The sequence below is a fragment of the Calderihabitans maritimus genome (genome assembly GCF_002207765.1).
Taxonomy (GTDB): domain Bacteria; phylum Bacillota; class KKC1; order Calderihabitantales; family Calderihabitantaceae; genus Calderihabitans; species Calderihabitans maritimus.
This window is the reverse complement of the sequence record NZ_BDGJ01000001.1, coordinates 1-14,369: the sequence shown is the minus strand read 5'-3', so window position 1 is coordinate 14,369 and position 14,369 is coordinate 1. Positions and strand designations below refer to the sequence as shown.

The following is a 14,369-nucleotide window of genomic DNA, read 5'->3' as shown; positions in this document are numbered from 1 at the left end:
ATTATGATGAGACCAGCAGATTATGAAGTGATTTCCGGTGGCGTAACCGCGGTTCCCGGTACTTTGGCCAGCGGGGTATCTTGCGGCTTAAAAGAAAAAGGAAAGGATTTAGCACTAGTTTGCATGGATAAGATTGCCGCTGCGGCTGCTGTCTTTACTACCAACCGGGTGAAGGCGGCACCTGTAATGGTCAGCCAAGAGCATTTGAAGGGTGGAGTTGCTCAGGCTATAGTGGTTAACAGCGGTAATGCCAACGCCTGTACCGGCGTTGAGGGGCTTCAAGATGCGCGGCGTATGGCAGAAATAACGGCTCAAAAACTAAATATTCTCCCCCGTCATGTAGTGGTTGCCTCTACCGGGGTAATTGGGGTTCCCCTGCCTATGGATAAAATTGAAACAGGCATTGAGCGAGCTGTGGCAGAACTTTCCCCGCAGGGAGGAAGAGCGGCGGCAGAAGCTATCATGACTACCGACACGTGCGTCAAAGAATATGCCCTCCGGACGGAAATAGGAGGCCGGGAAGTAACGGTGGGAGGGATGGCCAAAGGAGCGGGAATGATCCATCCCAATATGGCCACCATGTTGGCCTTTATTACTACGGATTTGAATATATCTTCCAAAAGTTTACGAAAAGCTTTATCAACAACGGTTGATCGCTCCTTCAACATGATTACAGTAGATGGAGACACCAGTACCAACGATATGGTAGTACTTCTGGCGAACGGTTTGGCTGGAAATCCTGTTCTTCAAGAGTTTGGCAACGGATGGCAGGAATTTCTTGACGCATTGGAGCATGTATGCGTTGAGCTGGCCAAGATGATTGCCCGGGACGGCGAAGGTGCCACTAAGCTGGTGGAAGTCCGGGTACTAAATGCCCAGAGTGCTGAAGAAGCGAGGAAAGCTGCTAGAGCTATTGCTGCCTCCAATTTGGTCAAGACGGCCTTATTCGGAAACGATGCCAACTGGGGCAGAATTATGGCTGCTTTAGGTTATTCCGGGGCCCAATTTAATCCGGATTTGGTGGAGGTCAGTTTTGCCAGCAATGCCGGGCGGGAGGTGGTAGCGATGAACGGAAGGGGGATTAACTTTAGCGAAGAGCGGGTGGAGAATATTCTGAGAAATGATACGGTACAACTGATAGTTGATTTGAAAGAAGGGGAAGCGGAAGCTACTGCCTGGACCTGCGATTTATCCTATGATTACGTTCGCATCAATGCCGATTATAGAACGTAAGAAAACTGGGGGTAATCGACTTGAGTGCAGAAAAGGTAAATGTGCTGATTGAAGCGCTGCCTTACATAAAAGAGTTTTACGGGAAAACGGTAGTCATAAAATACGGTGGCAGTGCCATGGTGGACTGCCGCTTAAAAGAAGCAGTAATTCAGGATGTAATTTTAATGCGTTATGTGGGTATGAATCCGGTGATAGTGCACGGAGGCGGTCCCGCCATAACCGCCATGCTGGACAGAATGGGTAAAAAAACCGAATTTATAAACGGACTGCGCGTAACCGACAGCGAAACCATGGAAATTGTGGAAATGGTTTTGGTCGGTAAAATCAATCAGGAAATTGTCGCTCTGCTCAATCAACTGGGAGGAAAGGCGGTTGGCTTGAGTGGAAAGGATGGTCAGTTAATTCAAGCAGAGAAGAAATTGGCTAACTGGTATGATGAAAGCGGTCAGGAGGTAACGGCAGACATAGGTTACGTAGGAGAGGTGCGGAAGGTTAATCCGGCGGTGATTGAGACCCTGGTGACGGAAGGGTACATCCCGGTGATCGCTCCTATCGGCGTAGGCCGGCAGGGAGAAACTTACAACATCAATGCCGATTACGTAGCCGGAGCTGTGGCCGGGGCTTTAAAGGCCCATAAGTTAATACTGCTTACCGATGTAGAAGGAATATTTGCCGACTTGGAAGATAAAAAATCCTTGATTTCATGTATTAAAGTTGACGAAGTTCCGGGCTTAATTAACCGCGGAATTATTTCCGGCGGGATGATACCGAAAATCCAGTGCTGTGTAGAGGCTCTAGAAGAAGGAGTTTCCCGGGCACATATAATTAACGGACGCATACCCCATTCCCTTTTGTTGGAAATATTTACCCGAAAAGGGATCGGTACCATGGTGGTTAAGTAATAAAAGATGGATTTTTGATAAGGGAGAGGGTATAAATGAGCAACAAGGAAATTATAGACCAGGGTCGGGAATGTGTAATGAATACCTATAGTCGCTTTCCCGTAACCCTGGTCAGAGGGGAAGGCAGCCGGGTTTGGGACGCAGACGGGAAAGAGTATCTTGATTTTGTAAGCGGTTTGGCGGTCAACTCCCTGGGTCATTGCCACCCCCGGGTGGTAGAAGCGATACAGCGTCAAGCTGAAACTCTGTTGCACTGCTCCAATTTGTACTGGATAGAACCTCAGGTGAAGCTCGCCCGGATGTTAGTAGAGAACTCCGTCTTTGATAAAGTTTTTTTTGCCAACAGTGGGGCCGAAGCCAATGAGGGGGCAATAAAATTGGCCCGGAAATATGCCAAACTGAAATCGGGCCCGGAAAAGTTCGAGATTATCACCATGAAACAATCCTTCCATGGGCGAACGCTGGCTACCCTGACGGCGACAGGGCAGGAAAAATTTCATAAGGGCTTTGAACCTCTTCCGGCGGGTTTCAAATACGTACCTTTTAATGATTTAGATGCTTTGAAGAAGGCTATTTCCAGGCAGACCTGTGCGGTGATGTTGGAACCGATCCAGGGTGAAGGCGGGGTAAATGTGGCCGACCCTGTGTATCTCCGAGGGGTTAAGAATCTTTGTCAAGAACAGGGTCTTCTCTTGATCTTTGATGAAGTACAGTGTGGCATGGGTAGGACGGGGAAGCTTTTTGCCTACGAACATTACGGTGTGGAACCGGACATAATGACCCTGGCCAAAGCTCTGGGGGGCGGGGTTCCCATTGGGGCTTTGCTGGCTAAAGAAGAAGTAGCCCGTGCCTTCCAGCCCGGGGATCATGCCTCAACTTTCGGAGGTAATCCTTTGGCCTGTGCTGCTGGAGTGGCGGCTTTTTCCGCCCTCCTGGAAGAGGACCTGGTTTCTAACGCCGAGAAAGTCGGAGACTACTTTCTCGGTAAACTAGAGGCTTTAAAGGAACGCTTTCCTTTTGTCAAAGAGGTGCGGGGAAAAGGATTGCTGTTGGGAATGGAATTAACGGTCCCCGGCGGCCCGGTGGTTTCATATTGTCTGGAGAAAGGACTGCTGATAAATTGTGCCAATAACTATGTACTGCGCTTCTTACCTCCTCTTAACATTTCCCGGCAAGAGGTGGACCAGGTAACAAGCATACTGGAAGAAGCTTTGATGCATTTGGAAGAGAAAAATGGCATGTAGGGGTTGGGTGAGTTTAGCGAATTTTTGAATAAATGTGCTATAAGGAGGTGTATGCTGGTGACCTACAGCTTGGACGGCAAATTCAAAGGAAGAGATTTTCTAACTCTTTACCATTTCACTCCCGAAGAAATAACTTACTTTTTAGAGGTGGCATTTCAGTTTAAAGAGAAACAAAAAAAGGGAGAGCCTCATCGCGTTCTAGAAGGTAAAACTTTGGGGATGATTTTTCAGAAGCCTTCTACGCGGACACGGGTATCCTTTGAAGTCGGTATGTACCAACTGGGAGGGTTTCCATTATTTCTGAGCAGCCAGGACCTTCAAATTAAAAGAGGTGAGCCAATACAGGACACCGCCCGGGTTCTCAGTCGCTATGTCGACGGCATTATGATAAGGACTTATTCCCAACAGGAAGTGGAAGACCTGGCCCGTTATGCCGATATACCGGTGATTAACGGTCTCACCGATATGTTCCATCCTTGCCAGGTATTGGCCGACCTAATGACTATTCGGGAGAAGAAAGGCGCTTTAGCCGGTTTGAAGCTGGGATATATCGGGGACGGAAACAACGTGGCCAATTCTCTCCTCATCGGAGGAGCGAAGACGGGAATGAAAGTAATTGTCGCATCACCTCCAGGGTACCAGCCTCCTAAACAGGTTGTAGATTGGGCCCGGGAGGACGCCCGGAAGACGGGTGGCGAAATTACGATTACCGAGGATCCTTTGGAGGCGGCGCGGGAGGCGGATGTGTTATACACCGATGTATGGGCCAGTATGGGACAAGAGAAGGAAGCGGTAGAACGCAAAAAAGTGTTTAGCCGCTACCAGATCAACGAGGATTTGCTACACTACGCCCGCCCGGATGCGATTGTTCTCCATTGCCTGCCAGCCCACCGGGGGGAAGAGATTACCGAGGAGGTAATGGAAGGACCTCAATCAGCAATTTTTGATCAGGCGGAGAACAGGCTTCATGCTCAGAAGGCTATTTTGGCTTTGCTTCTTTAAGGTTAGTGCTCAAGTTAAAGTTTTTAAGAAAGGAGAATGGTTGTGGCTAAAAAAGTTGTCTTGGCATATTCGGGTGGACTGGACACTTCTATTATTATCCCCTGGTTAAAAGAAAATTACGGGTACGAGGTAATTGCTATGGTAGCCGATGTGGGGCAGGGGGAAGAGTTGGCTCCTTTACGGGAGAAGGCCACTAAGAGCGGAGCCAGTAAAATCTATATTGAAGATGTGAAGAGGGAATTTGTGGAAGACTTTATTTTTCCGACTTTAAAGGCAGGAGCTATTTATGAAGGAAAGTATCTTCTGGGTACTTCTTTTGCCCGGCCTTTAATTGCTAAAAAATTGGTAGAAATTGCGGAAAAAGAAGGGGCCGAAGCGGTAGCTCACGGAGCCACGGGTAAAGGGAACGACCAGGTGCGTTTTGAGCTTACTGTTAAAGCGCTTAACCCTGATCTCAAAATCATAGCGCCGTGGAGAGAATGGAACATTCGTTCTCGGGAGCAAGCCATTGATTATGCACGGGAAAGGGGCATACCGGTACCGGTTACTAAAGAACATCCCTATAGCATGGACCGCAACCTGTGGCACTTGAGTCATGAAGGAGGAGACCTGGAAGATCCCTGGAACGAGCCTAAGCGACATGTTTACTTAATTATAACTCCTCCGGAGGAAGCTCCCGACCGACCGGAATATGTAGAGATTGAATTTGAAAAAGGAGTGCCTGTAAAGGTTAACGGGAAGGAATATGACCCGGTTGCTCTGGTAGAGTACCTTAACGAAGTTGCCGCCGCTAATGGAGTGGGCATTATCGATATGGTCGAAAACCGGTTGGTGGGTATGAAGTCTCGCGGTGTATACGAGTGCCCTGGAGGTACGGTACTATTCTTGGCTCACCGGGAACTGGAATCCATTACTTTGGACCGGGAGACAATGCACTTTAAGCAAAAGGTAGCGGTTAAATATGCCCAGCTGGTCTATGACGGAATGTGGTATACCCCTTTGAAAGAGGCGTTGGATGCGTTTGTAGACAGTACTCAGCAAACGGTTACCGGGACGGTGCGCATGAAGTTATACAAAGGTAACTGTACTCCTGCCGGTGTCAAATCGCCTTATTCTTTATACCGGGAAGATTTTGCCACCTTTGGGGCGGATGAGGTTTACAACCAGAAGGACGCGGAAGGGTTTATCAATTTGCTGGGTCTTCCTTTAAAAGTACGGGCCATGATGCGGAAAGAAAATCAGGAAGCGTAGGTGGTATAGTTATGAAACTATGGGGAGGGCGGTTTACCAAAGAAACAGACAAAAAGGTGGACGAATTTCATTCGTCCATTTCCTTTGATCAACGATTGTATCGCCAGGATATTTTAGGCAGTATGGCCCATGCTCGTATGCTGGGAACATGCGGCATAATCAGCCAAGAGGAAGCGGATAAGATTATCAAAGGCCTGGAAGAAGTTCTGCAGGATATAGAGGAAGGAAAAGTGGAATTCGATATAACTGCTGAAGATATTCATATGAATATAGAAAGACTTTTAATCGCAAAAATTGGTGATACCGGGAAAAAGCTGCATACCGCCAGAAGCCGCAACGACCAGGTAGCTCTGGATACCCGCATGTATTTAAAAGAAGAGATCAACAACACCGTAAAACTTCTGAAAGAATTACAAAAAGTGTTGGTAGAACTGGCTAAGGAACACCTGGATACCGTTATGCCCGGTTATACTCATTTGCAGAAAGCCCAACCCGTTACCTTGGCTCACCACTTGATGGCTTATTTTGAGATGTTTCAACGGGATGTAGAACGCCTGCTTGACTGCTACCGGCGGACCGATGTTATGCCGTTAGGCTCAGGGGCTCTGGCCGGAACTACTTTTCCCATTGACCGGCAGCAGGTAGCGCGGGAATTGGGTTTTGCAAAGATTTCCGCCAACAGTTTAGACGCCGTAAGTGACCGGGATTTTGTAATTGAGTTTACGGCCGCAGCTTCCCTGATTATGATGCATCTAAGCCGGTTTGCCGAAGAGTTGGTGTTGTGGTCTAGCGATGAGTTTTCTTTTGTGGAGATGGATGATGCTTACAGCACCGGAAGCAGTATTATGCCGCAGAAGAAAAATCCTGATGTAGCGGAACTGGTTAGGGGTAAGACCGGTCGGGTCTACGGCAACCTGGTGGCGATGCTCACCATGATGAAATCTCTTCCTCTGGCCTACAACAAGGATATGCAAGAGGATAAAGAGGCTCTTTTTGATACAATTGATACAGTGCAAGGTTGCCTTAGCGTTTTTATTCCGATGCTCAAAAGCATGCGGGTTAATCGGGAACGCATGCTGGAAAGCACGCGCCGAGGATTCACCAACGCTACGGATGTCGCTGATTATTTGGTGCGCAAAGGACTACCTTTTCGGGATGCCCACCGGGTTGTAGGTCAAATGGTCCTTTTCTGTCTAAGCCGGGGGATTTATCTGGAAGACCTCACATTAGAAGAGTTCCGTCAGTTTTCGGCAGTTATTGATCAGGATATTTTTGAGATGTTGAGCGTAAAGTCCTGTGTCGAACGGAGGAACGTACCGGGAGGACCGGCGCGGGAGCAGGTATTGGAAACTATCAAACGGGCGGAAAAATTAATTGAGAGCGATTATGGACAATAGGAAAAATACTTTACCGGAAAAAAAGGGAATTTTGGTTAGTTTATTGAATAAAGATAGGTCGAGATTTAGGACGGGAGGATGGAAGGAAGATGAAATGGTTAGTTATTCTAATGTACGTCGGTATGCTGCTGGTTGTTGGTTATTTAGGAATGAAGAAAACTCGCACCGTCGATGATTTTTTCTTGGGAAATCGAAGTATCGGTCCTTGGGTTTCGGCCTTTGCCTACGGCACGACCTATTTTTCAGCCGTCTTATTTATCGGGTATGCAGGTAAAGTAGGATGGGGATTTGGCCTTTCTTCCCTGTGGATCGTTTTGGGCAATGCATTAATAGGCAGTTACCTGGCGTGGAAGGTTTTGGCAGGACGTACGAGAGCTATGACTTCCCGGTTAGGAACGCTTACCCTGCCGGAATTTTTGGCGGCACGCTATGACAGCAAAGCTCTGAAAATAGTGGCGGCGCTGATTATTTTTATCTTTTTAGTACCTTATTCTGCTTCGGTCTATATGGGGCTAAGCTATCTTTTTGAAGAGATCTTCGGCATTCCTTTTATTCAAGCTTTACTTTTCATGGCTTTACTTACAGCTTTATACCTGGTGATGGGAGGTTATTTTGCCCTCACGTTAACCGATTTTATTCAAGGTTTAGTTATGATTGGGGGAGTAATCCTGCTGCTGGTTTATGTAGTTGGCAGTCCGCAGGTAGGGGGGATAGGAGCCGCTATCGAAAAGCTGGCCCGGGTTAATCCCCAGTTGGTTAAACCTGTAGGACCGCCAGGAGTGATACCCCTGGTATCACTGGTCATTTTAACCAGTCTGGGTACCTGGGGCCTGCCACAAATGGTACAGAAGTTTTATTCCATCAAAGATGAAAAGTCTATCCCTCAGGCTATTTTTGTTTCCACCGGTTTTGCCTTTTTGATGACTTTTGGCGCCTATTTTACCGGTGCGCTAAGCCGCTTGTTTTTTGAACAGGTACCGCAAGGAAATCCGGATGTAATAATGCCCCAAATAATCAGTCAGGCTTTGCCAGAAGCGGTAGCGGTAGTTATCCTGCTTTTAGTTTTGGCGGCATCTATGTCTACGCTGGCTTCTCTGGTACTAGTTTCAAGTTCTGCAATTGCCATAGATTTGGTGCAGGAAATTATCCCCAATCTGAAAAAAGACAGGGTAGTTTTATTGATGCGGGTACTCTGCGTAGTATTTATAGGGTTGTCCCTGTATATTGCCCTAAAACCCACTATTATTCTGAACCTAATGTCTATATCCTGGGGGACGGTAGCCGGTGCATTTCTGGCTCCTTACCTGTACGGACTGTACTGGAAGGGTGTTACCAGAGCCGGTGCCTGGTCGGGAGTTATCTCCGGCCTGGGCATTTCCTTGGGTCTTTCTCTGCTTAATTGGTTGCAGGTTAAACTTCCTTTTACCGGCGGTCTGAGCATACCGGTTATTGGTTCCTTGGCTATCGTGATACCTCTATTGGTAGTTCCGGCAGTCAGTTGGATTACCGAGGGATATCCGGAAGAACATTTAAAAAGGGTTTTTGGTTACGAAAAATCACAACTTGAATGTGGTAAAGAAGGATTGGTGACGCATGATTTGGGATGAGAAATACGAATGTATACCCCGCGAGGAACTGAGAAAGTTACAGTTGGAAAGGCTGCAGGCTACAGTCAAGCGAGTGTACGAACAAGTTCCTTTCTACAGGAAGGCCTTTGAAGAACGGGGAATCTTGCCCGAGGACATTAAAAGTTTGGAAGACGTGCGGAAATTACCTTTTACTACCAAGGATGACCTCCGTCAAAATTATCCCTATGGTCTTTTTGCAGTTCCTTTGCGGGAGGTGGTTCGTCTACATGCTTCCTCCGGCACTACGGGCAAACCGGTCGTGGTAGGTTATACCCGGCGTGATTTGGAGATATGGACGGAGCTGGTGGCGCGGATGGTTACCCTGGCGGGTGTTACCCAGCAGGATGTAGCCCAGATAGCCTTTAGCTACGGATTGTTTACGGGTGGTTTTGGCCTTCACTACGGGTTGGAGAGAGTGGGGGCTACTGTGGTACCGGCTTCGGGAGGTAATTCGGAAAAACAGATTATGTTAATGCAGGACTTCGGTACTACCGTTTTAGTAAGCACTCCCACATATGCTTTATATCTGGCAGAAGTAGCTGAAAAAATGGGAGTATCTCCTTCCTCTCTCGGAATTCGTCTGGGACTGTTCGGTGGAGAGCCGTGGACGGAGGAAATGCGTCGAGAAATTGAACGGCGCTGGGGTATGAAGGCAACAGATAATTACGGTTTAAGTGAAGTACTGGGTCCGGGTGTGGCCGGTGAATGTCAATATACCCAGGGACAGCACATTGCCGAGGACCATTTTCTGGTGGAAGTAATTGATCCGGAAACCGGGGAGCCTCTGCCCTGGGGTGAGGAAGGTGAACTGGTTTTCACCAGCCTTACCAAAGAAGCGTTTCCGGTTATTCGTTTTCGCACCAAGGATATATCAGTGGTAACGGACGAGCCCTGTTCCTGTGGACGCACCACAGCCCGGATGCGTAAAGTAACCGGGCGTACGGACGATATGCTCATCGTGCGGGGAGTTAATGTCTTCCCCTCCCAGATAGAGAGCGTTTTGATGGAGATAGATGGGTTGGCTCCTCATTATGAAATTCACGTTCATAAGAAAGGTTATTTAGATGAGTTGGAAGTACTGGTAGAAGTTTCCGAAGAAAAATTCAGCGACCGATTCCGAGAGTTGGAAGAACTGGAAAGAACTATAAAACAGAAACTTCATGCGGTACTTTCCATCAATGCCCAGGTGCGGTTGGTTGAACCGCAAACTCTGGCCCGTACGACAGGTAAGGCTAGAAGAGTTTTTGATCATCGTAAAAAGGAGGCGCAGGGACAAGCAGGATGAAGAAGGAATTGTTGACGGGCAACGAAGCTATAGCCAGAGGTGCTTATGAAGCGGGGGTTACGGTGGCAACAGCCTACCCTGGAACTCCCAGTACGGAGATAATTGAGACCATCAGCCAGTATCGGGATATTTATGCGGAGTGGTCTCCCAATGAAAAAGTTGCTCTGGAAGTAGGCATAGGGGCTTCCATAGCGGGGGCTCGCGTACTCGTGGCCATGAAACACGTAGGGGTCAACGTGGCTGCCGATCCGCTGCTCACTTTTTCTTATACCGGAGTGAACGGGGGCCTGGTCTTAGTATCTGCCGACGACCCCGGAATGCACAGTTCACAAAATGAACAGGATAATCGATTTTACGGGCGTTTTGCCAAGATTCCTGTTTTGGAACCCAGTGATAGTCAGGAAGCTAAAGATTTTGTCCGCATAGCTCTGGAAATCAGTGAGCAGTTTGATACTCCGGTTATGTTGCGTATAACCACCCGGATTGCTCACTCCCGGTCGCCGGTGGAACTGGGAGAAAGAATGGTATTTTCCCTAAAGGATTACGAGAAGAACCCACGCAAATACGTCATGATACCCGCTTATGCCCGGCAGCGACATCTGCTGGTCGAGCAACGGCGAAAAGCTTTGGAGGATTATAGTGAGAAAACTCCGCTGAATTTTGTGGAGTGGGGCGATCATAAACTAGGAGTTATTACCAGTGGTGTTTCCTATCAGTATGCAAGGGAAGTAATGGGCAACGTGTCCTATCTGAAGTTAGGAATGACTAATCCTTTACCGCGGAAGCTCATTGAAGACTTTGTCAAACAGGTGGATGAAGTATATGTAGTGGAAGAACTGGAGCCGTTTATGGAGGAACAGATACGTTCTTGGGGGCTGAAGGTTATAGGAAAAGACCTGCTTCCCAGGACGGGGGAATTAAGTCCCGAACTGGTAGCGGAAAAAATCCTGGGAGAAAACATAAAGACAGAGGTAGCTGCTACAGTTGAAGAAGAACTTCCGATGAGACCTCCGACTCTATGTCCCGGCTGTCCTCACCGGGGAGTTTTCTATGTCTTGCGCAAGCTCAAACTTGTGGTTACCGGCGATATAGGTTGCTACACGCTGGGGACACTGCCTCCGTTGGAGAGTTTGGATACGTGCATCTGCATGGGGGCCAGCATCGGTACAGCTTTGGGAATGGAAAAGGCTCGTGGCCGGGAGTTCGCCCGCAAGGTGGTGGCGGTTATAGGAGATTCAACTTTTATGCACTCCGGAATTACAGGATTGTTAGATGTAGTCTATAATCTAGGAACAGTTACTACCATAATTCTTGACAACAGCACTACCGCCATGACCGGTCATCAAGATCATCCCGGCACCGGAATAACGGTTAAGAAGCAATCGAGCAAACCGGTAGACCTGCCGGCTTTGATCAAGGCCTTGGGAATAGAGCGAGTACAGGTAGTCGATCCTTATGACCTGAAACAATTAGAAGATATAGTCCGCCAAGAAGTATCGGCTGATGAACCTTCTGTTGTTATTACCCGCCGTGCCTGCATTTTACTGGATAAAAAGAAGGAAGGTCAGGCCTATGAGGTCGAACTTGATAAATGTACCGGCTGTAAATCCTGTATGAAGTTGGGATGTCCCAGTATAGCCTTCAGGGAGAACACTGCCCAGATAGATGATACCTTGTGTAATGGTTGCGGTTTATGCAGTCAGGTATGCAAATTCGGAGCTATCAGGAAGGCGGGTGAAGCAGGTGAGTAAACCGGTGACTAATGTTTTGTTGGTGGGAGTAGGTGGCCAGGGAACGGTGCTGGCCGGCAAAGTTTTGAGTGAGGCGGCCCTGCATCAAGGAGGCGAGGTTAAGCTTTCGGAGATTCACGGAATGTCCCAGCGGGGAGGCAGTGTAGTCACCCAGGTGCGTTTTGGGCCAAAAGTCTATTCTCCTATCATTAAAAAAGGTGAAGCCGATTTAATTGTGGCTTTTGAAAAAATGGAAGGGCTGAGGTGGATTCCTTTCCTGAGCCCCTCAGGAAGAATTATTGTTAATGACAGGGCTATAGAGCCGATGCCGGTTATTATCGGAGCGGCCCGTTATTTTCCCGATGTTATAGACCGTATTAAGCGAAGGGCAAAGGAAACTATAGTGGTTAATGCTTCCGACATGGCCATGGAGTGCGGCAATATCAAAGCCGCCAATATGGTAATGATGGGCGTGGCGGCCAAATTTCTGAAAATACGGAAAGAAATCTGGCTGGAAGTCTTGGCGAAAACGGTACCCCAGAGAACCTTGGAAGTTAACCAGAAAGCTTTTCTGGCTGGATTTGCCTATGAGGGTTTCTAAGCGGAAAAGTGCAGGCTGGGAGGGAACTAATTTTGTATATTGTTGCCGTGAAAGATACTACTTTTTGGCAGCGTTGTGAAAACGAACTGGAAGTTGCTGAATTAGTTAAAAAACTAATGTCTGAGTATCCTCAAGAGCGGATAATTGTAGCAGAGGAACTGGATCTGGTTGTTCTGGAAGGAGAGATACAGTTGCTGGAAGAAGAGCCGGCAACGTAGATGTTTGCCGAAAATTGTGATATAATAGGATAAGAAGCAGTACTAATACGCCCCTTCGGGGTAGAGCCCTAGAGGCCAGTATTAGTAGCTGCTTTTTTTATAAAGAATCGTAAAGTGAGGTTTAAAAACGTGCCGGAGAACATTAAGTTGCTTCTGATTTTTTTAGTAGCCGTTGTGCTTCCCCTTAACTTTTTCTTGAAACTATTGACTTACTGGAGAGTTCCGCGGTTAATTCGGTATATTTTAGGAATAATTTTTATTTTCCTGTTAAGTGAATTGGTAGCTAGGTGGCTGTACGGCTAGGATTATTTTTCGCGCGGCATACAGATTATCTCTTTTATTCGGGTATCAAAAAAACTATGAGAATGTGCCGGTAATATTACCGCGGCCGCATCGGCACCTCTCCCGGTCCCCCCTACGGCCACTACTTCTTGTCCATAGGGAATAAGGCCGGCATCCAGAGCCATTATGGCAACTTCAACGCAAACCTTTACTCCCTGGCCAAAAATTCGGAGCGTATTGGCTATTATCTCTGCCGGATACACACCTCCAAACTTAAATCGCAGGGCTCTATCCAATCCTGCCATGAGGTGGGTAGTGGTAAGCACTTTAACCCCTTTTTCCTGCAATTCTTGCCTAGTCTCTGCCGGCATTTCATCTATTCCCGGTTCACTAAAGCCTACATGGTGGGTGACACAAACTATCTCTAAACCGTGACCCAGGAATTTCTTTGCAGTTTCTCCCGTATTGGAGGCTACCACCACATGTTTAATTCCCAGCTCCTTGGCCCTTTTGACGGCCAGCTCTACGGTCGCGTCAGTGTTTTGTATACCTTTTTTATCCCAGTACAACTTTATTACCCCCTCTCATTGCTATATTTTACCGGAGGAATGGATTGTTTACAACAGCGAACTTTTCCTTTGCCAGTATACTAGGAAAGGGTAAGGGTTAATCCACCGCTTTAGCGGTGTTTCCATGCCGAAGTGAAGATGGTCCGGTGTGCCTTCCGCATTTCCCGTGTGGCCTACATATCCCAGAACAGTACCTTTTTCTATTTTGTCGCCTTGTTGGATACCGGGAGCGTAGGATTGGAGGTGGGCGTAATAATAGTAGATTCCGTCCTCCCCTCTAAGTCCTATCCGCCAGCCTCCCAGGCGATTCCAACCTTTGCGTTCAATGATTCCGTCGGTTACTGCATAAAGGGGGGTTCCAGGCGGAGCAAAAATGTCAGTTCCCTGGTGTCTGCGTTTTCCTCCGTCCCGTTCGGCACCCCAGGTATCCATAAAATAAACTTTATGTTTGCCTACCGGAAAATAATATCTTTTTGAAAACAGATAAGAAACTTTTTTTAACGAATGATAACGCTGCCAAATTTGAAAAGCTCGAACGGGGTGAGGAATGACCGTCAGCAGGTTCAGGAAAGAATTGGTCGGATGCTTGGTCAGCTTCAAAGCTAAGGCGGTAATTTGGGTGTCCTCTGAGGAACCGGAAATAACACCTTTTTCCTTTTGGACCTGGTAGAAGGCCGCCAGAAGCTCCCATGGGATTCCATTGTCGGCCTCCAGTTCTTGACAAGTTTCTACCAACGGAATTGGTAATTGGGAAAGTTTTTCATACTGGAGATCTCGGTTTTGGTACAGATAGCCGATTGCTATTCCTAGAGCGATTATTATGGTTATTTTCAGGAAAGCAGTCTTAGCCTTTCGAGATGACAACCATATAATTGGCCTCATGTGATCTCCCCCCATGGATAAAGGTTTTTCCATATAAAACAACTATTCTCCCGAACAGGTCTTTATGAATAGGAGCCAATTGCGCTGTGCGGAAGCAAGCACAAATAGGTCGTTTTAGGGTATCAAACAAAACATCTTACCCCAA

General features: G+C 47.6%; 13 protein-coding genes. 11 read left to right on the top strand and 2 right to left on the bottom strand.

The features are described from left to right. The first annotated feature begins 6 nt into the window (after positions 1–6). The 11 genes from argJ to KKC1_RS00015 all read left to right on the top strand — a co-directional run bounded on the left by argJ (position 7) and on the right by KKC1_RS00015 (position 12,491). Complete coding sequence (gene argJ / locus KKC1_RS00065) at positions 7–1,233, top strand: bifunctional ornithine acetyltransferase/N-acetylglutamate synthase (protein WP_088552475.1); 1,227 nt, start codon at positions 7–9, stop codon at positions 1,231–1,233. A 14-nt stretch (positions 1,234–1,247) separates the two neighbouring features. Next, positions 1,248–2,135, top strand: coding sequence for an acetylglutamate kinase (gene argB / locus KKC1_RS00060; protein ID WP_088552474.1), 888 nt, complete (start codon positions 1,248–1,250; stop codon positions 2,133–2,135). A gap of 35 nt (positions 2,136–2,170) precedes the next feature. After that, the gene (locus KKC1_RS00055; RefSeq protein ID WP_088552473.1) at positions 2,171–3,379 is read left to right on the top strand and encodes an acetylornithine transaminase; all 1,209 of its coding nucleotides are present in this window, start codon (positions 2,171–2,173) and stop codon (positions 3,377–3,379) included. 51 nt (positions 3,380–3,430) lie between these two features. Beyond that, positions 3,431–4,381, top strand: a complete 951-nt coding sequence (gene argF, locus KKC1_RS00050; protein WP_088552472.1) for an ornithine carbamoyltransferase — start codon at positions 3,431–3,433, stop codon at positions 4,379–4,381. Between the two features lie 42 nt (positions 4,382–4,423). Beyond that, on the top strand, positions 4,424–5,632 hold the full coding sequence (locus KKC1_RS00045; protein WP_428844921.1) for an argininosuccinate synthase: 1,209 nt from the start codon (positions 4,424–4,426) through the stop codon (positions 5,630–5,632). Positions 5,633–5,643: 11 nt separating this feature from the next. Beyond that, complete coding sequence (gene argH / locus KKC1_RS00040) at positions 5,644–7,029, top strand: argininosuccinate lyase (RefSeq protein WP_088552470.1); 1,386 nt, start codon at positions 5,644–5,646, stop codon at positions 7,027–7,029. An 89-nt stretch (positions 7,030–7,118) separates the two neighbouring features. After that, positions 7,119–8,636 carry a sodium:solute symporter family transporter gene (locus KKC1_RS00035; RefSeq protein WP_088552469.1) on the top strand — a complete coding sequence of 506 codons (1,518 nt, stop codon included), beginning with the start codon at positions 7,119–7,121 and terminating at the stop codon, positions 8,634–8,636. Continuing rightward, positions 8,623–9,942 carry a phenylacetate--CoA ligase family protein gene (locus tag KKC1_RS00030; protein WP_088552468.1) on the top strand — a complete coding sequence of 440 codons (1,320 nt, stop codon included), beginning with the start codon at positions 8,623–8,625 and terminating at the stop codon, positions 9,940–9,942. Before KKC1_RS00035 ends, KKC1_RS00030 begins: the two co-directional genes overlap by 14 nt. Beyond that, on the top strand, positions 9,939–11,693 hold the full coding sequence (gene iorA / locus KKC1_RS00025) for an indolepyruvate ferredoxin oxidoreductase subunit alpha (RefSeq protein WP_088552467.1): 1,755 nt from the start codon (positions 9,939–9,941) through the stop codon (positions 11,691–11,693). The genes KKC1_RS00030 and iorA overlap by 4 nt, the downstream gene beginning before the upstream one ends. Further along, entirely contained in the window at positions 11,686–12,273 is a 588-nt protein-coding gene (locus tag KKC1_RS00020) for an indolepyruvate oxidoreductase subunit beta (protein WP_088552466.1), read from the top strand. The genes iorA and KKC1_RS00020 overlap by 8 nt, the downstream gene beginning before the upstream one ends. A 32-nt stretch (positions 12,274–12,305) precedes the next feature. After that, a complete protein-coding gene (locus KKC1_RS00015) occupies positions 12,306–12,491 on the top strand; it encodes a hypothetical protein (protein ID WP_088552465.1) in 186 nt (61 codons plus the stop codon). Positions 12,492–12,796: 305 nt separating this feature from the next. Here KKC1_RS00015 and KKC1_RS00010 read toward each other — a convergent pair whose 3' ends face one another. Together KKC1_RS00010 and KKC1_RS00005 are read right to left on the bottom strand one after the other, a co-directional pair. Beyond that, positions 12,797–13,342 carry a pyruvate kinase alpha/beta domain-containing protein gene (locus tag KKC1_RS00010; RefSeq protein WP_088552464.1) on the bottom strand — a complete coding sequence of 182 codons (546 nt, stop codon included), beginning with the start codon at positions 13,340–13,342 and terminating at the stop codon, positions 12,797–12,799. Between the two features lie 48 nt (positions 13,343–13,390). Continuing rightward, positions 13,391–14,224, bottom strand: coding sequence for a M23 family metallopeptidase (locus KKC1_RS00005; RefSeq protein ID WP_192867996.1), 834 nt, complete (start codon positions 14,222–14,224; stop codon positions 13,391–13,393). Between the last annotated feature and the right edge of the window lie 145 nt (positions 14,225–14,369).